Origin of the sequence: Afipia sp. GAS231, from assembly GCF_900103365.1 — a bacterium.
In the GTDB taxonomy this organism is placed as follows: Bacteria; Pseudomonadota; Alphaproteobacteria; order Rhizobiales; family Xanthobacteraceae; genus Bradyrhizobium.
In genome coordinates, this window is sequence record NZ_LT629703.1 from 5,873,626 (window position 1) to 5,893,835 (window position 20,210).

Genomic DNA, 20,210 nt, shown 5'->3' on the forward strand with positions numbered 1-20,210 from the left:
TGTCTCCTATCACGCCACCCCTTCCTCGTAGGGATGATCCCGTCGGCGCTTTCATGCCAGGAGCGCGTCTTCATATCGATCCCACGGGCTCAGGACCGCTGGATGGTTTCACCTGTGGCGTCAAAGACGTCTTCGATATTGCGGGAGCGACAACGGGCTTCGGCAATCCTGTCTGGGCGCGAACCCATCCGCCGGCAACAGCGCATGCCTGGGCCGTCGAGCGTGTGCTCTCTCGCGGTGCGCACGTGGTGGGTAAGACCATCTCGGACGAGCTGGCCTTCAGTCTCAGCGGTGTAAATCACCACTATGGCGCCCCGCTCAATAGCGCTGCGCCCGATCGCCTGACCGGAGGCTCATCCTGCGGGTCGGCAGCGGCTGTCGCCGCAGGGCTCTGCGACTTTGCGCTAGGAACGGATACGGCCGGCTCCATCCGTGCTCCCGCGAGTTTCTGCGGTCTGTTCGGCTTTCGCCCCACCCATGGCGTAGTGTCGACCACTGGGGTCTGCGCACTTGCGCCCTCCTTCGACGTAGTCGGATGGTGCGCTCGCAAGCCTGGGATACTTGAACGAGTGGGAGACGTGTTGTTGCCGCCGGACCAACTCGGTCTTGAATCATCGGTAATCCACTGGGATCTCGAGGCCTGGAGTATTCCGGAAGCGTGTGACCCGTCGCACCGCGTTCAGATTGCCGGTCTCGTGTCCCCAAGCATCCGGCTTGAGGACGGAGAGGTGAGCGAACAGGGGCTCGACCTCTGGTTCGAGACGTTCCGGACATTGCAACTGGCGGAGGTCTGGGCGCAGCTGAAGGACTGGCTGGAGGCCGCAACACCCGCGCTCGGGCCCGGTATTGCGGAGAGGATGAAAGCCGCTCGAAGCGTGACCGCTGAGCAGGTCTCGGCCGCAGCGGCTCTGCGCGACGATATTCGCCGCCAACTGGAGCGAACCTGGCGGCGGACACACGTGATTGTGATTCCCACCGTTCCCGGTGCAGCCCCGCTGCGGTCCGCTTCCGTGGAAACGCTTGAGGCCTATCGGCGGCATGCGATGCGTCTTCTTTGTGTGGCGGGACTTGGTGGATGTCCTCAGGTGACGCTTCCGTTCTTGCGCACGTCCCATGCACCACATGGACTTTCGTTGATCACACCTCCCGGTACTGACCGTCAGCTACTCGCACTGGCGCACCGAATTGCTGCGAAGTTCGCAGCATTGGATTGAAGTGGACGTGATCACGCTCCCCGGAGGGCGGTGACCTCGGGGTAGGGTCGCTATTCGACAACGATCACGTCGACATCATCGAACTCATGGCATGCAGCGGCGACTAAGTTTCACGGTCGATCATGTCGTTAGGCGCAGCACCGGTGCATGGTTCGGTCCGGATCCCCTTGCCATACATACCGATTATGGCTGAGACGTCAGACCCAGCTTCCTGGCGAAGATGCGGTCCACCGCCCGCTTGGGCAGCAGCCGCGGCAGGGTCCAGTTGAACAGGGCGTTCTTGACCACGGCGTAGCGGGTCTTCGGCTTGTCGACGGTCAGCGCCATGAGCACCACGGCGCCCAGCCGTTCGGGCTTCAGTCCTTGACGGCCGCTCTTGATGAAATAATCGTTGACCCGTTTCGCCGGCCCCGCGTAGACGGTGCCCGCGAGATAGCCGATATCGGTGGCTTCAGCCTTGTCCCAGATGGCGGTGACCACCGCCCCCGGGCCGATGATGATCACGTCGATTCCGAACACCATCAGCTCGCGCCGCAGCGACTCCGACAGCCCCTCCACCGCGTGTTTGGAGCCGACGTAGGCGCCGACGAAGGGCGCGCCGAGCTTGCCGGCCATCGAGCTCATGTTGATCACCCGGCCGGGCCGCGTCCGGCTGGTCGGCGTCGCCGCCAGCAGCGGGGCGAAGGCCTGGGTCACGCGCAGCAGACCGATGACATTGACATCGAACACCTGCTGGATTGCGTTGATCGGCTGATAGAGCAAGGGTCCGCCGAGGCCGATGCCGGCGTTGTTGACCAGGCCGAACAGCGGTTCGCCGCAGAGCGCCGTCTTCACCTGCCCGGCGGCGGCGGCGACGGAGGCCGCATCGGTGACCTCCAGGATGATGGGGGTGATCTTGCCCCGCGTCGAGGCCGCGGCCTTGCGCAGCGGCTCGCCCGCGGCCTCTGAGCGCACCCCGGCGAAGACGTCGTAACCCGCCTTGGCAAGGGCCACGCTGGTCGCAAAGCCGATACCGGTCGACGCGCCGGTCACCACAACTGTCTTAGACATGTTCGTCCCCTGGCTTGTTCGCCCCGCCGCGCAGCCAGCGGTGCGAACACTGATCGCCACAGCCCTAACCTTTAAGTGTGGTTGAGGGTCAAGCGGTATTGGCGAAAATCGGCCAAATCGGAGAACGTGCGATCGACATTCGTGGCGCCGGCCATGCCGGTCGACGAACGCAATCCGTCACCTGTCCAAGGCGTGCGTCCGCTGCGGGCCCTTGAACTGCTTCAGAACGCGGTCGATGTTCGCTTCACAGGTCAACCCCTCAGGCCTGTCCTCAACATCGGCGATCAAGGCCTCGATCTGCAATCGCGCCCGCGCCAGGCGCTTTTCCATCGCGCTGATGTCGTCGACCTTCTTCCGCAGGGCGCCGAGCAAAGCCCCATCGTAGCCGCCGGACAGGTCACCGGGCATGAGGCGGCGAATTTCTTCGAGGGTGAAGCCGGCATCCTGGGCACTGGTAATGATGTTCAGCGCCATGAGCGCAGCGGGCGAATAGATCCGATAGCCGTTGGCCCGCCGGCCGACGCTGATCAGGCCTTGGGCTTCGTAGAAGCGAATCCGGGACGCAGTGAGCCCGGTGCGCTTGGCCAGTATTCCGATTTGCATGATTTCTCCAATGCCGCTTGACCCTCAACCTAACTTGAATGTTATCGACGAGACAGTCCAGGAGCAAAAAACGAATGCTTGCATACGTCCTCACGCGATACGGCGGCCCGGAAGGCTCGGCGTTGATGGAGTTCCCAGAACCAAAGCTTCGGCCGCGGGACATCCTCGTCAACGTGCGCGCGGCGGGTCTGAATCCGGTGGACATCGGTTTTCGGCAAGGAAAGCTGCGGCCCATCTATCGGCTGAAGCTTCCCCAGGTGCTCGGCAATGAGTTCGCAGGCGAGGTGCTCGCTGTCGGCGATGAGGTCACACGGTTCTCCGCCGGCGATCGGGTGTTCGCCCGGACCGAGAAGGATCGGCTGGGCGCCTTCGCGGAACAGGCAGCTGTCGGTGAAGACTGCGCCGCCCATATGCCCTCAAATATGGATTTCGAGGAAGCGGCGGGCGTGCCCCTTGCGGCGCTGACCGCGCTCCAGGCCTTGAGGGGCGAACTCGGCGTGAAGTCGGGGCAGAGGGTCTTCATTTCGGGCGGTGCCGGTGGCGTCGGCACGTTCGCGATCCAGATCGCCAAATGGCTGGGCGCCCATGTTACGACGACCGCTTCGAAGCGGGGAGAGGCCTTGGTGCGCTCGCTCGGGGCTGATGAGGTGATCGACTACACAAGCGACGATCTCTCCAGGTTCGGAAAGGATTTTGACGCGGGCTTTGACCTGATCGGGGGCGAGACCTTGGACCGGATGTTCAAGATCATGAAGCCCGGGACCAGGATCGTGTCGGTCGCCGCCGTTCCGGAGCCGCAGACCGCGCGGAAGGATCTCGGCGGTCGCAGGATTCTGGCCGTAGCCTTCTGGGCCATCAGCTACGGCGTCAGGCAGCGCGCGCGGCGCGCGGGCGTCGGCTACAGATTCCTGTTCATGCATCCGAGCGGGAGCGATCTGGCTCTGCTCGCGGACCTGATCGAACAAGGCCACCTTCGGGTCATCATCGACAAAACCTATCCCTTCGCCAAAGTCGCCGAGGCCCTCGCTTACGTTGAGACCGGTCGCGCTAAAGGGAAGGTCGTCGTCATCCAACAAATTTCGTCCTCTCGACCGTAAACGTCCATTTGGAATGGACGCCGGTACCATCAACGCCCGTCAGCGCGCCTACAACGTCGACCCCGGCCCGCCCGCACGTCGGCGCTCGAACTCGTGGAAGAGAAAGGAGTAGACCACATGGGACTTGTCTCGAGCATAACGGCAGTGTGTTTGGCACTGGCTATCGGAATTGCGACATCTGGCAACGCGAACGCTCAAACGGACGGTGATCTGTCGGGTATCTGGTTGACGCAGGATCAGGGCTCGACCGTTCGTATCAGTCGCTGTAGCCGCGGTTATTGTGGATCTATCGTCAACGCCACAAAAGGTGCCGTCGATGCAAACAACCCGGATCTGAGATTAAGAACACGACCGCTGGAAGGCTTGATGATACTTCAGGCCCCAACCCCGACGGCAGATGGTTTTGCAGGCCAGCTTTACAACCCGAGAGACGGAAAGAGTTATTCCGGACGCCTTGTAGTCACAGGTAAAAACTCACTGTCAGTAACTGGTTGCGTGATGGGAGTCTTTTGTAGATCCCAAGCTTGGGTCCGTTCCCAATAACTTCAGTCGATAAAATATGCCCTATCGCCGGCGAGCTGACACAGCCCAAGGACTGATGGTAAGCTGTCGACAGATAGTGGCGCTCGACCTGCCAAAGTTGCCGCGGCTCTTCACACTTGGGACTGGGGCTATCGCTGATCTTTAACAGGGACCCTGCGACCGGGGGAGTGCCAGGTGGTCTTGCGGCGATCGCTGGTGGGTCTTTAAGGTTTGGACGGAGAACCTCCGATACAAGGTTAGCAAGGCTCCTGGCGACTTTTTGCCAACCCAGTTCCCCGTTGCAGATGAAGGCTTGCTTGCTTGCGCACAAATTGTCCTAGTCAGGGACCCCCAAAAGTGCCTGCAGCGCAGTTTTGCTAACGTTTCCCCGACATGCCTAAATCTCGAATTTCCCTGTAAAATTCCCTGTTAGCAGGGAATTCTGCAGGAGACCGGTGCGATCGGCACTGCGTCGCCAGCCAGCGCCACCGCCAAACGCCCGTTGTATTCTGCGGCTATTGCTCCATATTGGAGAATCCTTCGATTGTTGCGGCCGGCCCCTCCGCTCGGCGGACAGTCGGCAGCTTTTGGTGTGTGACGATGACTCGCTCCAATCGGACTGACCATATCCGGATTACTTCCCACCCGGCGCCGGGCGCGAAGGTTGAGTTTCCGATCCACTGGGGTGCGGCGACGGCGCGCGAGCGCGGGCCGGTCATCGGCACGGTTTCACGTCCGCAGGACCGCAACGTGATCGGCACCCACAGCGGCTCCTATTCGATCTATCGGGCGCTGGCGGTGTCGTCGGGCGCGCTCGATCCGATCCGCCGTCCCGACCTGACCAATACCCAGCCGGCGGCGGTGATCGGGCCGTTCCCGCAATGGACCGATCCGGACAAGATCGTCTCGCTCGATCCGTGGGGACATCTCGCCGCGGAAGAATTTTCCAAGCAAATCGCCGAGGGCACCGATATCCGCCCGAGCATTGCGGTTACGCGCGCGCGCCTCGATCTGCCGGAACTGCAGGCCGCGATCACGGCGGGCCGGCTCAAGCGCGACGGCGAAGTCGTTCACGAGAGCGGCAGCGTCTCCGTCGTCAAGATCGCGATCGACCCGGTGTGGTATCTGCCGGGACTTGCCGCGCGGTTCGGCACCACCGAAAACAACCTGCGCCGGCAGTTGTTCGAGCAGACCGCCGGCATGTTTCCCGAACTGGTGACCCGGCCCGACCTTCACGTGTTCCTGCCACCGATCGGCGGCACCACATGCTATCTGTTCGGCGATGTCACCAAGCTGCCGGATCATCGCACCCAGATCACCTGCCGCGTGCATGACGAATGCAACGGCTCGGACGTGTTCGGTTCGGATATCTGCACCTGCCGTCCGTATCTGCTGCACGGCATCGAGGAATGCGTGCGCGCCGGACAGACCGGCGGACTCGGCATCATCATCTACAACCGCAAGGAAGGCCGCGCGCTCGGCGAAGTCACCAAATTCCTGGTCTACAACGCGCGCAAGCGACAGGAAGGCGGCGACGCCGCGGCCCAGTATTTCGAGCGCACCGAATGCGTCGCAGGCGTGCAGGATGCAAGATTCCAGCAATTGATGCCTGATGTCGTGCACTGGCTCGGCCTGAAACGGATCGACCGTTTCGTTTCCATGAGCGACATGAAGCATGATGCGCTGACCAGCCAGGGCATCGATATCGTCGAACGCGTACCGATCCCCGACGATCTGGTGCCGGCGGATGCCCAGGTCGAAATCGTGGCGAAGAAGGCCGCCGGCTACTATTCGCCGGATGAACCGACCCAGCGGGATTTTGTCGGCCGCTCGCTCGACAAATATTGAGCGCGGCCGTGTCCGTCGAAAACCCCGAAACGGCGGCGGCGTTGTCGTTGCTGAATGCCGCAGCCGTTCGCCAGCGCGCCCATCGGCTGCTGGCGATCGGCCTCGACGACGGCTTGCCGAATTTTCGCATCCACCTCGATCGCATGGACTCTGTCGCCGAGCTGGTGGTGGAAACCACGCGCAAGGCCTACCCCACACTGGCGATCCCGTTTCATTCGCGCTGGCGGCATTTTGCATTGAATGGTGTCGACCGCTGGGTTGCGCTGGCCGACCGGATCGCATGGCCCGACCCGGCGGCGCGGGGGCGTGCCGAATTCGATCTTGCCATGGTCAGCGTCTTCCTCGATGCCGGCGCCGGCCCGTCGTGGCGCTACCGCGATCCCGTCACCGGATCGGCGATCGGTCGGTCGGAAGGATTGGGACTGGCAAGCCTTGCGATGTTCACCAGCGGCGCGTTCTCGTCCGATCCGCAACATCCGCTTCGCGCCGATGCCGAGGTATTAGCGAATTTCTCCGTTGCCGACCTCGAACGCGGCATGCAGGTCTCGGCCGACAATCAGCTGGTTGGCGTCGACGGTCGTGTAAATCTGTTGCGCAGCCTCGGCAGGCTGGTGGCCGCGAAGCCGGGTGTGTTCGCAAGCCTTGATACGCCGCGGCCCGGCGGCCTGTTCGACTGGCTGGCAACGTTGGCCGTCGATCGCAGGCTTCCGGCGCCGGCGATCTTGTGGGGGCTGTTGAAAGAACTCGGTCCAATCTGGCCGTCGCGGCTGACGCTCGGCGGCATCGCGCTCGGCGATTGCTGGAAGCATCCGATGCTGACGACCGGCGACGCGACCAGCTATCTGATGCCGCTGCACAAGCTCTCGCAGTGGCTTTCCTATTCGCTGATCGAACCGCTGCAGCGGGCCGGCATCGAGGTGACCGATATCGACGGGCTGACGGGCCTTGCCGAATATCGCAACGGCGGGCTGTTCGTCGATCACGATGTGCTGACATTCCGCGATCCGGACGACGCGTCCCGGGAGCACGATGTAGCTTCATCGCTTGTCGTGGAATGGCGGGCGCTGACGGTGGCGTTGCTCGATCGCGTCGCCGACGGTGTGCGACAGCGTCTCGGGCTTGATGCACGCGCACTACCGCTGGCAAAAATTCTGGAAGGCGGCACCTGGGCGGCGGGACGGCGGCTGGCGCGCGAGCGCCGCGCCGACGCGTCGCCTCCGGTGAAAATCATCAGCGACGGCACGGTATTTTAGAGCAAGGATTTTGCCATGGAAGGCGTCACGGTCGTTAGCCACCCGCTGGTGCAGCACAAGCTGACACTGTTGCGCAGCAAGGATACCTCGACAAAATCGTTCCGCGAACTCCTCAAGGAGATCGGAATGCTGTTGTGCTACGAGGTGACGCGCGATCTGCCGCTCGCCGATGTCGAGATCGAGACGCCACTGGCGAAGATGAAATCGCCGGAGATATCGGGCAAAAAGCTGGTGTTCGCGCCGGTGCTGCGCGCCGGCGTCACCTTTGCCGACGGCATGCTCGACCTGGTGCCGACCGCACGCGTCGCCCATATCGGGCTCTATCGCGAGCCGGAGACGTTTACGGCGGTGGAATATTTCTTCAAGGCCCCGAGCGATCTGCACGAACGGCTGGTGATCGTGGTCTCTCCCGTGCTGGCGACGGCGAACCTGTCGGTCGCGGCGGTCGACCGGCTCAAGGAGCGGGGCGCCAATGACATCCGGGTCGTCAGCCTGATCGCCTCTCCGGAAGGGATCGAGCGCATGCGCGGCATTCATCCGGATGTTCCGGTCTGGCTGGCTGCGATCGACGAGGGTCTCGACAAGAACGCTTTTATCGTGCCGGGCCTCGGCGACGCCGGCGACCGCGCCTATGGCACCAGATAACGGAGCTCGCCCGGATCAGGTATTGTCTTCGGATACGTCCGGCAGCTCCGCGAGTCTCGGAATGAACCGGACGACGACATTGGCTTCCTTCAGCATCGTGCTGGCGATGGCGAAATCCTGGGCCCAATTGGAATTGGGACGGTCGAGTTCGTAGCCTATGACCTCGGAGATTCCCGATTGAATGATCGCCTTGGTGCATTCGACGCAGGGAAACCAGGGCACGTAGATCGCGCAGCCCTTCAGCGCGATGCCGATGCGGGCCGCGTTGAAGATGGCGTTCTGCTCGGCGTGGCAGCTCCAGATGTATTTCGCGCCGGTGATGCGGGAGTGACGTTCCTCCACCGCATCGTTGACGCCGCGCGGCAGGCCGTTGAAGCCGGTGGAGCGAATCTCGTTGTCGGGTCCGACGATGACGGCGCCGACGCGCCGTCCCTTCTCGATGCTCCATTCCGCCAACTGGTGGGCCAGAAGCATGAACCGCTCATCCCATTTGCTGTCTCGCAATTCCGCTCACCCTGACGTTATCGTGCGCTGCAGCATCAAATAGGCCCGAATAACAGTCAAGACCCCGTTAACGGGACGCCGGACGCTAGCGGCGGTCGTATTCGTCCGGCCCCATTGCCCACAGCCACTGGTCGTGGCCGAAGGCGTAGTTCCGGTTGTTCTGCGCCGGATTGCGGTTGACCATCGGCCGCATGAACATCGGATGGGTGGCGCTGCGGACCTCGTGCTCGACCGTGAACAGGTGCTTGCCGCTGGCGAGATCGACGAGGTCGCGAAACCGGTACTGGTAGGGGTTGTCCTCACTGTAGATCAGGTTGCGTTCCGCCAGCCGCCGGTGCGGTCCGGAAAAATTGGCGATGTAGATCTGGACATGGTGGCCGTCATATTCGCCCTGCGGCCGGTCGGTTTCGCGGAACCGGAGCTGCTGGCCGCGTCCGGTGTTCACGACAGCAACGGTCGCATCGCCATTCTGCAGCTTCGCCGGCATGCCCATAATCTCGGGATAGAAGGCGCAGATCGCCGGCGCGGTTCCGACCGGCACGTCGAACTCGACGTAGGGAATGCCAAGCGTGATGCGTCCGAAACGGTTCGCATCCGGCTCGTAGCAGCGCAGGCGATTGCCCCACGGGCAGATCGCCTCGACGTAGTCGTTATGCTCGGCGAAGGCGAACGCCGTGCCTTCGAGTTTCCTGGCGACGGACGCCAGCCGTTCGAGCAGCGCCGCGCGGCCTTCTATCACCAGCGCGGTATGGCCGCGCAGCACCTGCGCCTTGCCTTGAGGCAGGTGAAACTGGCTCTTGCCGACATTGACCCACATGTTGGTGTCGGACACCATCAGATAGGGATCGCGGGTGAGCCCAAGTCCCGCGATGTAGAACAATGTTGCCAGACGCTGATCGGGGACCGTGACGTTGACGTGTTCGAGATGGATGGCGTTGCCGAGGTCCTCGGCGGCACGATCGAAGGTCTGATGCATGGATGCGGTCCCGGCTCTGAAGGCAGGCTATACTAAACCGGGTTATCGAGCCATTCGATGCTGCTATTGCCATGGCAGCCATCCAGTTCCATACAGCCTGACATGACCGAGCCACTGCTGGGGCGCAGCATCAATCGTCTGGAAGACGCGCGTTTCGTAAGGGGGCGCGGGTGTTACGTCGCCGATCTGGTCGCGCCGAACGCGCTCCATGGCGTTGTCGCTCGCTCGCCGCATGCGCATGCACGCATCCGCAGCCTTGACGTCGACGCGGCGCGCCGGATGCCCGGCGTCGTAGCCGTGCTCACCGGCGCCGATCTGGCGTCCGATCAACTCGGCCCGCTGCCGTGCGCGGTGACCCATATTCCGATGACGTCGCCGCTCGTGGTGCCGCCCTGTCATGCGCTGGCGCGTGACGTCGTGCGCTATGTCGGCGAACCCATCGCCTTCGTGGTCGCGGACAGCGCCGAAAACGCGCGCGATGCGGCGGAAGCAGTAGTTGCCGACTACGAGCCGCTGGCTTCAGTCGTCACGATCACGGATGCCGTGATGCCGGGAGCTGCGTTGATCTGGCCGGAAGCCAGGGACAACATCGCGTTCCAGTTCAACCGCGGCGACATCGGTCCGGTGGAAGCCGCGATCGCCGGTGCGGCGCATGTCGTGGAATGCGAACTGGTCAACAACCGCGTGGTCGCAGCACCGCTGGAAACACGCGGTGCGCTCGGCGAGTTCGACGCGGCGAGTGGCCATCTACACTTGACCGCATCGGCCGCTGGCGCGCATACGATCCGCGACCTGCTCGCCGACCAGGTCTTCCGCATCCCCCGTGAAAAACTTCGTGTCAGTATTCCCGACGTCGGCGGCGGCTTCGGGATGAAGAACGTGCTCTATCCGGAATGGGTGCTGGTGCTGTACGCAGCCCGGCGCCTCGGCCGTCCGGTTACGTGGATCGGGGACCGCGGCGAAGATTTCGTGGCCTCGGTGCATGGCCGCGACAGCTTCATCCGGGCGCGCCTCGCGCTCGATCGCAACGGCCGCTTCCTCGCGCTCGAAACCAAGGTCCTCGCCAATCTCGGCGCCTATGTCTCGACGGTGGCGCCGGTCGTACCGACCATGGCGATGGCGAGCGCGATGGGCGGCGTCTACGCCATTCCGCTGATCGCATTTCAGGCGCAGGGCGTGTTCACCAACACCACGCCGGTCGACGCCTATCGCGGGGCCGGCAAGCCCGAGGCGAACTATCTGATCGAGCGCCTGATCGATATATCCGCAGCACGGCTCGGGATCGATGCGCTAAAACTGCGGCGCAAGAACATCGTCAGGCGGTTTCCCTATTCCAGTGCAATGGGGCTTACGCTCGAGCAGGGCAGCTTTGCGCACGCGATCGATCATGCGGTTGCAGCAATGGAAGGATTCAAGACGCGCCAAAAAAGCTCGCGCGCGCGAGGCCGCCTGCGTGGTCTCGGCTATGCCTGCTTCCTTGAAACCGCGCGTGGTCAACCCAATGAAGTGGCGGAAGCCGGCTTTGGTGAGGATGGCCTGATCGATATCAAAGTCGGCACGCATTCGAATGGCCAGGGCCATGAAACCACCTATGCCCAGATCGCCGCCGATGCGTTGGGGTTGCCGCTGGAGCGATTTCGATTTCGGCAGGGCGATACCGACGATCTCGACAGCGGCGGTGGACATGGCGGCGCGCGCTCGATGCACCAGGGCGGGACCGCGCTGCTGATGGCGGCCGAAGGCCTGATCGAAAATGCGCGGCGGCTGGCGGCGCGGCTGCTGCAAACCAATGTCGATGCCGTCAGTTACGAAGCTGGCACCTTGCGCGTGGCCGCGACCGGGCAAGAGATCAGCCTCGATGAAGTGGCGCACGCTTCATATCAATCGCCCGGTGACGATGTCGCGCCCGGCCTGACGCATCGTGCAACCCACCTCTGCGACCGTTACACCTTTCCCAACGGCTGCCATGTCGCCGAAGTCGAGATCGATCCCGCGACCGGCGAGGTGAAGCTCGAGCGGTACGTGATCTTCGATGATTACGGCCGCCTGCTCGATCCGCGCCTGACGCTGGGACAGGTGCATGGCGGCGTGGTGCAGGGCATCGGACAGGCGCTGTTCGAGCAGGCGCTGTACGACGTCAAGACCGGCCAGATCCTTTCGGGATCGTTGATGGATTACGCGCTGCCGCGCGCCGCTGATATTCCCGCGTTCGAGGGTAGCCTGACGCCGGACTTTCCGAGCCGCGCCAACCGGCTGGGCGTAAAGGGCAGCGGTCAGGCCGGCGCCATCGCAGCACCCGCCACCATCATGAACGCGGTGATGAACGCACTGGCGCCGTTGGGCGTCACGCAGCTCGATATGCCGGCAACGCCCTCCCGCATCTGGCACGCGATCGAGGCGGCCAGACGAGGAAGCCAGAACAGTTGACTCGCTGCCCGCAATTAGAGAACGCTTCGGCCAAACGAAAGCAAAGGGAATAGGTTGATGGGGGGAGTTCTGGAGGGCGTGCGCGTCCTGGATTTCGGGCGCTATATCGCGGGGCCGTATTGCGCGACCCTGCTGGCCGAGTTCGGTGCCGAAGTCATTCGCGTGGAAAAGCTCGATGGCAGCGAGGATCGCTTCGTCGCACCGGTCGGTGAAGGCGGCGAGGGCGCGCTGTTTCTGCAGATCAACCGCAACAAGAAGTGCATCACGCTCAATCCGATGAAGTCCGAGGGCCAGGAGGTGATGCGCCGGCTGGTCGCCACCGCCGATGTCGTCGTCGCCAATCTGCCACCGCAAACGCTCCAGGCCATGAAGCTCGATTACGCGTCGTTGAAGGCGATCAAGCCGGACATCATTTTGACCACGGCGACCGCGTTCGGCGGACCGGGGCCGTGGTCCGACCGCGTCGGCTTCGACGGCGTCGGGCAGGTGATGTCGGGGGCGGTCTATATGACCGGCATGGGCGATCCGCCGTACCGCGCCGCCGTCAACTGGGTCGATTTCGGAACGGCGCTGCATTGCGCGTTCGGCACGCTGGCGGCGCTGATGGAGAAGGCGAAGTCCGGACGCGGCCAGATCGTCGAGGGCGCGCTGCTGGCGACCGCGCTGTCCTTCACCAACGCGGGGCTGATCGAACAGGCCGTGATCGCGCCCAATCGCGTGCCGACCGGCAATCTCGGCCAGACCGCGGCGCCGGTCGATATCTATCGCACCAAAGACGGCTGGGTGCTGTGTCAGGTGACGGGCCATCCGCTGTTTATCCGCTGGGCCAAATTGATGGGCGAGGACCACTGGCTGCAGGATCCGCGCTTTGCCGACGATCTCAAGCGCGGCGAGAACGGTCCTGTCATCAGCGAGCGGATGGCGCGCTGGTGCGCCGAGCGTACCTCGCAGGAGGCGCTCGATACGTTGGGCCAAGCGATGATTCCGGCAGGTCCCGTCCTGAGCCCGCAGGAGGCGCTGGACCATCCGCATATTCGCGCCGCCGGGTTCCTGCAGGACGTCGATTATCCCGGTCTGCCGAAACCCGCGCCGACGGCGCGCGCCGCGGTGCGGCTGTCGGAAACCCCCGGCGCGATCGTGACGCGGCCGCCGACGCTCGGCGAGCACACCGATATGGTGCTGGCTGAGCTCGGCTATGACGCCGCCGCGATCGCGGTGCTTCGGAAAAACAGGGTAGTGTAGAGGATACGCAGCATGAGTCCGACGTTCAAACGGCCGTACCGGGGCGTCTTCCCGGTCGCTCCGACCATCTTCGGCGAGTCCGGTGAACTCGACCTCGAAGGGCAGCGCCGCTGTATCGATTTCATGATCGATGCGGGCTCTCACGGCCTCTGCATCCTGGCCAATTTCTCCGAGCAATTCGTCCTCACCGACGACGAGCGCGATCAGGTGATGGTGGCCGTGCTCGACCATGTGGCGGGGCGCGTGCCGGTCATCGTCACCACCACGCATTTCGGCTCGCAGATCTGTGCCGAGCGCTCGCGGCGGGCGCAGGATCTCGGCGCGGCGATGGTGATGGTGATGCCGCCCTATCACGGTGGACCTTCCGGGTCGGCGAGCCCGCGATCTACGAATTCTACAAGCGTGTGTCGGACGCGATTTCAATTCCGATCATGATCCAGGATGCACCGGTGGCCGGTACGCCGCTCTCGGTCGCGTTCCTGGCGCGGATGGCAAGGGAAATCGGGAATATCAGCTACTTCAAGGTCGAGGTGCCGATGGCGGCGGCCAAGTTGCGCGATCTGATTGCCGCCGGCGGCACCGCCATCGAAGGTCCCTGGGATGGCGAGGAAGCGATTACGCTGATGGCCGACCTCGAGGCGGGGGCGACCGGCGCGATGACCGGCGGCGGTTATCCCGATGGCATCAGGCAGATCATGGATCCGTACTTCGCCGGCCGCCGGGACGAGGCAATGGCCGCCTATGCGCGCTGGTTGCCGCTGATCAATTACGAGAACCGGCAATGCGGCCTGCAGGCCTGTAAAGCCCTGATGCAGGAGGGCGGCGTGATCGGATCGGAAATGGTCCGCCATCCCCTGCAAAAACTTCATCCGAAGACGCGCGCAGGGCTGATCGAAATTGCGCGCCAGCTCGATCCGGTGGTGTTGCGCTGGGGCAAGTGACTATCTCGTCGCATGCGTGAGGCGGCGCGCACGCCTCACGCCAGATGGCACGCCACGAAATGTCCGTCGCTGCCCTGCTTCAGTTCCGGTGAGGTTTCGCGGCACCGCGGTTCGGCGATCGGGCAGCGGGTGTGGAAATGGCAGCCCTTCGGCGGGTTCATCGGGCTCGGTACGTCGCCCTGCAGACGGATCCGCTTGCGCTTCACCTTGGGGTCCGGCACCGGCACGGCGGAGAGTAGCGCCTGCGTGTAGGGATGCTGCGGGTTGCGATAGAGATCGCTGGCGCGCGCAAGCTCGACGATGCGGCCGAGATACATCACCGCGACGCGGTCGGAAATATGCTCGACCACGGACAGGTCGTGGGCGACGAATAAATATGTGAGGTTCAGTTCGGCCTGCAGGTCTTCCAGCAGATTGATCACCTGCGCCTGGATCGAAACGTCGAGCGCCGAAACCGGCTCGTCGCAGACGATGAATTTGGGCTCGACCGCGAGCGCACGCGCGATCACGATGCGCTGGCGTTGGCCGCCGGAAAATTCGTGCGGATAGCGCCGCATGTGCTCGGGCTTGAGCCCGACCTTGAGCAGCAGGCTCGCGACACGCTCGTCGCGTTCGCTGGCCGAGGAGGCGAGCTTGTGGATGATGAAGGCTTCGCCGAGGATCGCGCCGATGGTCATGCGCGGATTGAGCGAGGCGAACGGATCCTGGAATACGATCTGGATGTTGCGCCGCATCGCCCGCAGGTCGTCGCCGTCGAGGCCCAGCACATTCTGCCCGTCAAAGATAATCTCGCCTTCGCTGGGTTCGATCAGGCGCATCACGCAGCGGGCGGTGGTGGATTTTCCGCAGCCGGATTCGCCGACCAGTCCGAGCGTCTCGCCGCGCTTTACCGCAAACGAGACGCCATCCACGGCATGAACGCGTCCGACCTCGCGCGAAAGCAGCCCGCCCTTGATGGCAAAATGCTTCTTGAGATCGGTGACACGCAACAGCGGTTCGCTGGTTTCAGGCTTGCTCATCGGAAGCTCGCTCATGGCACGGCTCCGAGATGGCAGGCCATGCGGTGACCGGGCGCGATCTCGCGCAGCAACGGTTCCACCTCGGTACAGATGTTCATGACATGGCGGCAGCGCGCGGCGAAGCGGCAGCCGGGGGCGGGATTGATCAGGCTCGGCACCGAGCCGCCGATCGCCTCCAGCCGGGTCTTGTGGGTGGCGGCGAGGTCGATGCGGGGAATCGAGCGGATCAGGCCCTGCGTGTAGGGATGACCCGGGCTTTCGAACAAGCTGTCGACACTGGCCTCCTCGACGACCTTTCCGGCATACATCACCACCACGCGCTGCGCGGTCTCGGCCACCACGCCCATCGCATGGGTGATCAGCATGACCGCCATGCCGAAGCGCTCTTTCATGTCCTGCAGGAGATCGAGGATTTGCGCCTGGATGGTGACGTCGAGCGCGGTGGTCGGCTCGTCCGCGATGACGAGCTTGGGCTTGCAGGCCAGCGCCATCGCAATCATGACGCGCTGGCGCATGCCGCCGGAGAATTGGTGCGGGTAGTCATATACGCGGCCCGCGGCATTCGGGATCTGCACCAGTTGCAGCATCTCGATGGTGCGGGCGATTGCCTGCCTGCTCGTCACGGCCTCGTGGCGGCGCAGGCTCTCGGCGATCTGTTCGCCGATCGTCAGCACCGGGTTGAGCGAGGTCATTGGCTCCTGGAAGATGAAGCCGATTTCCTTGGCGCGGATTTCATCCAGTTGATCGCTGGTCAGCGGCACGAGGTCGCGGCCTTCGAAGATGATTTGGCCCGCAGCGATGCGGCCCGGCGGCATCGCGATCAGCTTGAGGATCGACATCGCGGTGACGGTTTTCCCGCAACCGGATTCGCCGACCACGCACAGCGTCTCGCCCTTGTTGATCGAGAGATCGACACCGTCGACGGCTTGCAGGATGCCGTCGTCGGTGGAGAAGTGGGTCTTCAGTCCCTTGATTTCGAGCAGCGGCGCCATTCAGATCACCCGCCGTGCATCGAGCGCATCGCGCAACCCGTCGCCGATGAAATTGATGGCGACGACGGCGATGAAGATCGCCCCGCCCGGGAACATGGCCCAGTGTGCGGCGATGTCGAGATAGTCCTTGGCGTCGTAGAGCAACCGTCCCCAGGTCGGCGTATCCGGCGGAAAGCCGAGGCCGAGAAACGACAGTGTCGATTCCGCGATGATGGCCGCAGCGACGTCGATGGTGCCGGCAATGATGACGGGTCCGAGCGCGTTGGGCAGGATGTGGCGGACGATCTGCCGCAACGGACTGGCGCCGAGCGCGCGGGCGGCCTCGACGAATTCCTTCTCGCGCAGCGAAAGGAACTGGGCGCGCACCAGGCGCGCGACCGGCATCCAGCGCAGGCCGCCGATGACAAGCACGATCAGAATGAAGATGCCGCCCTCGGGGCCGAACGCGGCCTTCAGTCCGTCGCGGAACAGGTAGATCAGGAGCAGCAGCAGCGGCAATTGCGGCAGCGAGAGAAACAGGTCGGTGAGCCACATCAGCCCATGGCCCAGCGCGCCGCGCGACATGCCGGCGAGTGCGCCGATCAGCGTGCCGACGATGACAGACACCGCCATCGCGGCAAGCCCGACCGCAAGCGAGATGCGCCCGCCATAGATCATGCGGGCGAGAATGTCCTGGCCGAGATCGTCGGTGCCGAAGGGGTGGGCGAGCGAGGGGCCTTCGAGCCGCGCGGTGAAATCGATTTCGTTGATCGGGATACGCCAGAGGAACGGGCCGACGATAACAGCCGCGGCCAGCACCAGCAGCAGCACCGCGCTGACCACGGCGAGCCTGTGGCGGCGATAGCGCCGCCAGGTCTCGCGCCAGGGCGAGTAGCCGCGTCGCTCAGCGGAGCGAGATGCGAGGGTCAAGCCAACCATACAGGACGTCCGCGATGAGATTGAAGAGCACGACAAGGCAGGCAAAGACGAACGTCACGGCCATCACGACCGGCGTGTCATTGGAGAGGATGGAGGAAATCAGCAGCGAGCCGATGCCCGGAATGCGAAAAATCTGTTCGGTGACGATGGCGCCGCCGAACACGGCCGGCATCTGCAGCGCGATCAGGGTGACGACCGGAATCATGGCGTTGCGCATCACATGCTTGACGATCACTGTGGCCTGACCGAGCCCCTTGGCGCGGGCGGTGGTGACGTAGTCGAGCCGGATTACGTCCAGCATCGCCGAGCGCACGAAGCGGGTCATGGAAGCCGCCTGGAACAGGCCGAGCACCATCACCGGCATGATCGCCTGCTTGATCTGTTCGAGCACCCAGTGGATGCCACTTCCCTTGACGTCGGTCGAATAGACAAAGGGCAGCCAGTCCAGCTTGACCGAAAACACCAGGATGAACAGCAGGCCGGTGAAGAAGGTCGGCAGTGAAAAGCCGATGAAGGCGAGCGTGTTGGCGATCTGGTCGAAGATCGAATACGGCTTGGTGGCGGCGTAGACGCCGACCGGGATTGCAATGGAGAGGGCCAGCAGTTGCGCCGAGCCGATCACATAGAGCGTGGTCGGCAGCCGTTGCAGGATCAGCGCGTCGACGTTCATCCGGCTGACAAAGGAAAAACCCCAGTCGCCGTGCGCCATTGCCACCAGCCAGTGCAGGTAGCGCAGATAGATCGGGTCATCGAGGCCGAAGCTGGCCCGCAGCGCCGCGGCGACTTCGGGCGGCACGTTCGGGTTGGTCGCCAGTTCGCCAAAGGGATCGCCGGGCGCCAGCGCCAGCACGGTGTACAGAACGAGCGAGATGCCGAGCAGACTCGGTATCGCGATCAGAAGGCGACGCAGGACATATTGGCCCATGAGGGAATAATCCCTTTGCCCTTCGACGCTATCCCGTCGCCTCCCGATACCAGTCCTGCAGGTTGTCGAGGTCGTTGGCCCAGCCGCTCATCACCGGGCGCATCGAATTGGAGGAGGCGCCGACCTTGATGCGGTGCATCACGGGAATCATGGCGTTGTCCTGCCACATCAGGTCGTTGCACTTGATGTAGAGTTCCGCGCGCTTGACCGGGTCGATTTCGTTTTCCGCCGCATCGACCGCCGCGTCGTAATCCTTGTTGACCCAGCGCGGAAAATTCTGGCCCTGCCACTTGTTCTCCTTGGTGGCCACGTAGCGCGAATGATAGCGGCGCATCTGCAGGGCCGGATCGGGCTGCGTCATCGGGATCTGGAACATCTCGATGTCGGCGTAGAACTTGGAGTAGGTATCGGTATTGGCGACGTCGGAAGAGAAGAACACCGATGCGACGACCGATTTCAGTTCCACATCGATCCCGGCCTTCTGGCAGGCCTGCTTGACGATGGCCTGGGTCTTCTGCCGCGGGCCGTTGGTCGAGGTCTGATAGAGCAGCTTCAGCTTCTTGCCGTCCTTCTCGCGGATGCCGTCGGCGCCCGGTTTCCATCCGGCCTCGTCGAGCAGCTTGCCCGCCTTCTCGATGCTGAACTCCCACGAGGTATTCTTGGAAACGAACGGTCCGGGCCCGTTGAGATAGTTGGCGGTGGTGCGGCCGGCGCGGCCGTAAATCACCTTCTGCACGGCGTCACGGTCGACCAGCAGCGACAGTGCTTTGCGCACCTTCGGATCGGACAGGATCGGATGCTTGGTCTTCATCGAGGAACGTTCGCCATCCACCTCGGTGTAGGGATCGGTGAAGTTGACGGCGATGAACTCGATGTCACCGCCGACCGCGTAAATGGTCTTGCCCTTGCCGCCCTTTTCGAGGCGCAGCAGGACCTCGTCCTCGACCTGCATGTTCCAGGCATAGTCATATTCGCCGGTCTGGATGATGGCGCGGGCCGCCGAGACGGCATCGCCGCCGCCCTTCAGTTCAATCGTGTCGAAGTAGGGCCGGTTGGCCATGTGATAGTCGGGATTGATCTCGCCGCGGATCAGGTCGCCCGGCTTGAACTCGACGAACTTGTAGGGGCCGGTACCGACCGGTTTCAGATTGTTCGGGGCCTCGCGGGATTTGGCGCCTTTATAGTCCGCGAACAGGTGTTTCGGGATGATGCAGCCGTAGCCGCCGACAAAGGCATTGGCCCAGAACGGGGTCGGGGTCTTGAACAGGACGCGGACGGTGAGGTCGTCGAGTTTCTCGACCGTGGCATCGCCGAAAGAGCCGGTGCTCACCGCGGCGGTCGCGGGATCGGTGGCGTAGGCCCAGTTGAACACCACGTCGTCAGCGGTGAACGGCTTGCCATCGTGCCATTTGACGCCGGGCTTGAGTTTCCAGGTTACCGATTTGGCGTCGGCGGCCAGGCCGCCGTTCTGGATCGAGGGAATTTCGGCGGCGAGGATCGGGTTGAGATGGCCGTCGACATCCCAGCTTGCGAGCGGCTCGTAGAAGATGCGCGAGGCGTCCTGGTCCTTGGTGCCGGTGGCAAAATGCGGATTGAGCAGGGTCGGCCCCTGCCACCACAACAGTTTGAGCGGGCCGCCGCCGCCACGCTTGGTCGGCGGGTACGCCGTGGAGGTCTGGGCCATCGCGACGCCGCCGATGGCGAGAATTTGAGTGGCCATGGGGGCGGTGAGGCCAAGGGCGATCATGCGTTGAATGAAGCCGCGGCGATCCATGCGGCTGTCCTTCACCTCGTCGATCATGGTACGCAGTTCGTTATCCAGCATGGTTCCCCTCGTCCGGTTCGCGTCTCGTCACGGCGCACCGCGGGGGTGCGCCGGGTATGCCTTTGGCAGATGGCAATAGATGGCACACCAAATGCCTCGAACGTCAACGTCTGGCCTGCGACAATCCAGATCGTGGGGCGTGGATTTTGGTGATCGCTTGGGCAGAAGGACGCTGCGGCGCACACGGCTTCGGCAAACCACGGGTATCC

General features: G+C 63.5%; 17 protein-coding genes and 1 pseudogene. 9 read left to right on the forward strand and 9 right to left on the reverse strand.

Going from position 1 to position 20,210, the window contains the following annotated elements; genetic code table 11:
- Positions 1–53 precede the first annotated feature (53 nt).
- Entirely contained in the window at positions 54–1,214 is a 1,161-nt protein-coding gene (locus BLS26_RS27850) for an amidase (protein ID WP_244541708.1), read from the forward strand.
- A 183-nt stretch (positions 1,215–1,397) separates the two neighbouring features.
- On the opposite strand, the gene BLS26_RS27855 is transcribed toward BLS26_RS27850, so the two are convergent.
- On the reverse strand, positions 1,398–2,264 hold the full coding sequence (locus tag BLS26_RS27855) for an SDR family NAD(P)-dependent oxidoreductase (protein ID WP_092515730.1): 867 nt from the start codon (positions 2,262–2,264) through the stop codon (positions 1,398–1,400).
- A 177-nt stretch (positions 2,265–2,441) separates the two neighbouring features.
- Positions 2,442–2,867 (reverse strand): MerR family transcriptional regulator, encoded by a 426-nt coding sequence (locus BLS26_RS27860; RefSeq protein WP_092515731.1) that lies wholly within the window; start codon positions 2,865–2,867, stop codon positions 2,442–2,444.
- A gap of 74 nt (positions 2,868–2,941) precedes the next feature.
- Here BLS26_RS27860 and BLS26_RS27865 point away from each other — a divergent pair, with 74 nt between their 5' ends.
- From BLS26_RS27865 to upp, 5 genes are all read left to right on the forward strand, one after another.
- Positions 2,942–3,964 (forward strand): NADP-dependent oxidoreductase, encoded by a 1,023-nt coding sequence (locus tag BLS26_RS27865; RefSeq protein WP_092515732.1) that lies wholly within the window; start codon positions 2,942–2,944, stop codon positions 3,962–3,964.
- A gap of 117 nt (positions 3,965–4,081) precedes the next feature.
- Positions 4,082–4,507, forward strand: coding sequence for a DUF2147 domain-containing protein (locus tag BLS26_RS27870; protein ID WP_092515733.1), 426 nt, complete (start codon positions 4,082–4,084; stop codon positions 4,505–4,507).
- Between the two features lie 579 nt (positions 4,508–5,086).
- Positions 5,087–6,334, forward strand: coding sequence for a GTP cyclohydrolase II (locus BLS26_RS27875; protein WP_092515734.1), 1,248 nt, complete (start codon positions 5,087–5,089; stop codon positions 6,332–6,334).
- Between the two features lie 8 nt (positions 6,335–6,342).
- A complete protein-coding gene (locus tag BLS26_RS27880; RefSeq protein ID WP_092518684.1) occupies positions 6,343–7,587 on the forward strand; it encodes a URC4/urg3 family protein in 1,245 nt (414 codons plus the stop codon).
- A 15-nt stretch (positions 7,588–7,602) separates the two neighbouring features.
- The gene (gene upp / locus BLS26_RS27885; RefSeq protein WP_092515735.1) at positions 7,603–8,232 is read left to right on the forward strand and encodes a uracil phosphoribosyltransferase; all 630 of its coding nucleotides are present in this window, start codon (positions 7,603–7,605) and stop codon (positions 8,230–8,232) included.
- A gap of 15 nt (positions 8,233–8,247) precedes the next feature.
- On the opposite strand, the gene BLS26_RS27890 is transcribed toward upp, so the two are convergent.
- A complete protein-coding gene (locus BLS26_RS27890) occupies positions 8,248–8,706 on the reverse strand; it encodes a dCMP deaminase family protein (RefSeq protein ID WP_092515736.1) in 459 nt (152 codons plus the stop codon).
- Between the two features lie 115 nt (positions 8,707–8,821).
- Positions 8,822–9,712, reverse strand: a complete 891-nt coding sequence (locus tag BLS26_RS27895) for a hypothetical protein (protein ID WP_092515737.1) — start codon at positions 9,710–9,712, stop codon at positions 8,822–8,824.
- Positions 9,713–9,814: 102 nt separating this feature from the next.
- On the opposite strand from BLS26_RS27895, the gene BLS26_RS27900 reads away from it, so the two are divergent.
- From BLS26_RS27900 to BLS26_RS27910, 3 genes and pseudogenes are all read left to right on the forward strand, one after another.
- Positions 9,815–12,139 (forward strand): xanthine dehydrogenase family protein molybdopterin-binding subunit, encoded by a 2,325-nt coding sequence (locus BLS26_RS27900; protein ID WP_172804718.1) that lies wholly within the window; start codon positions 9,815–9,817, stop codon positions 12,137–12,139.
- A 57-nt stretch (positions 12,140–12,196) separates the two neighbouring features.
- On the forward strand, positions 12,197–13,381 hold the full coding sequence (locus BLS26_RS27905) for a CaiB/BaiF CoA-transferase family protein (protein ID WP_092515739.1): 1,185 nt from the start codon (positions 12,197–12,199) through the stop codon (positions 13,379–13,381).
- A gap of 12 nt (positions 13,382–13,393) precedes the next feature.
- Positions 13,394–14,322 (forward strand): annotated as a pseudogene (locus BLS26_RS27910) (dihydrodipicolinate synthase family protein).
- Positions 14,323–14,357: 35 nt separating this feature from the next.
- On the opposite strand, the gene BLS26_RS27915 reads toward BLS26_RS27910, so the two are convergent.
- Genes BLS26_RS27915 through BLS26_RS27935 form a run of 5 tightly spaced genes read right to left on the reverse strand, consistent with a single transcriptional unit; the run spans position 14,358 to position 20,001 of the window.
- Positions 14,358–15,356, reverse strand: coding sequence for an ABC transporter ATP-binding protein (locus BLS26_RS27915; RefSeq protein ID WP_305764654.1), 999 nt, complete (start codon positions 15,354–15,356; stop codon positions 14,358–14,360).
- Positions 15,353–16,333: an ABC transporter ATP-binding protein gene (locus BLS26_RS27920; RefSeq protein WP_092515740.1), complete on the reverse strand. Its 981-nt coding sequence runs from the start codon at positions 16,331–16,333 to the stop codon at positions 15,353–15,355. Before BLS26_RS27920 ends, BLS26_RS27915 begins: the two co-directional genes overlap by 4 nt.
- Positions 16,334–17,251 carry an ABC transporter permease gene (locus tag BLS26_RS27925; RefSeq protein ID WP_092515741.1) on the reverse strand — a complete coding sequence of 306 codons (918 nt, stop codon included), beginning with the start codon at positions 17,249–17,251 and terminating at the stop codon, positions 16,334–16,336.
- On the reverse strand, positions 17,217–18,176 hold the full coding sequence (locus BLS26_RS27930) for an ABC transporter permease (protein WP_092515742.1): 960 nt from the start codon (positions 18,174–18,176) through the stop codon (positions 17,217–17,219). The genes BLS26_RS27925 and BLS26_RS27930 overlap by 35 nt, the downstream gene beginning before the upstream one ends.
- 28 nt (positions 18,177–18,204) lie before the next feature.
- Positions 18,205–20,001 (reverse strand): peptide ABC transporter substrate-binding protein, encoded by a 1,797-nt coding sequence (locus tag BLS26_RS27935; RefSeq protein WP_092515743.1) that lies wholly within the window; start codon positions 19,999–20,001, stop codon positions 18,205–18,207.
- Positions 20,002–20,210 lie beyond the last annotated feature (209 nt).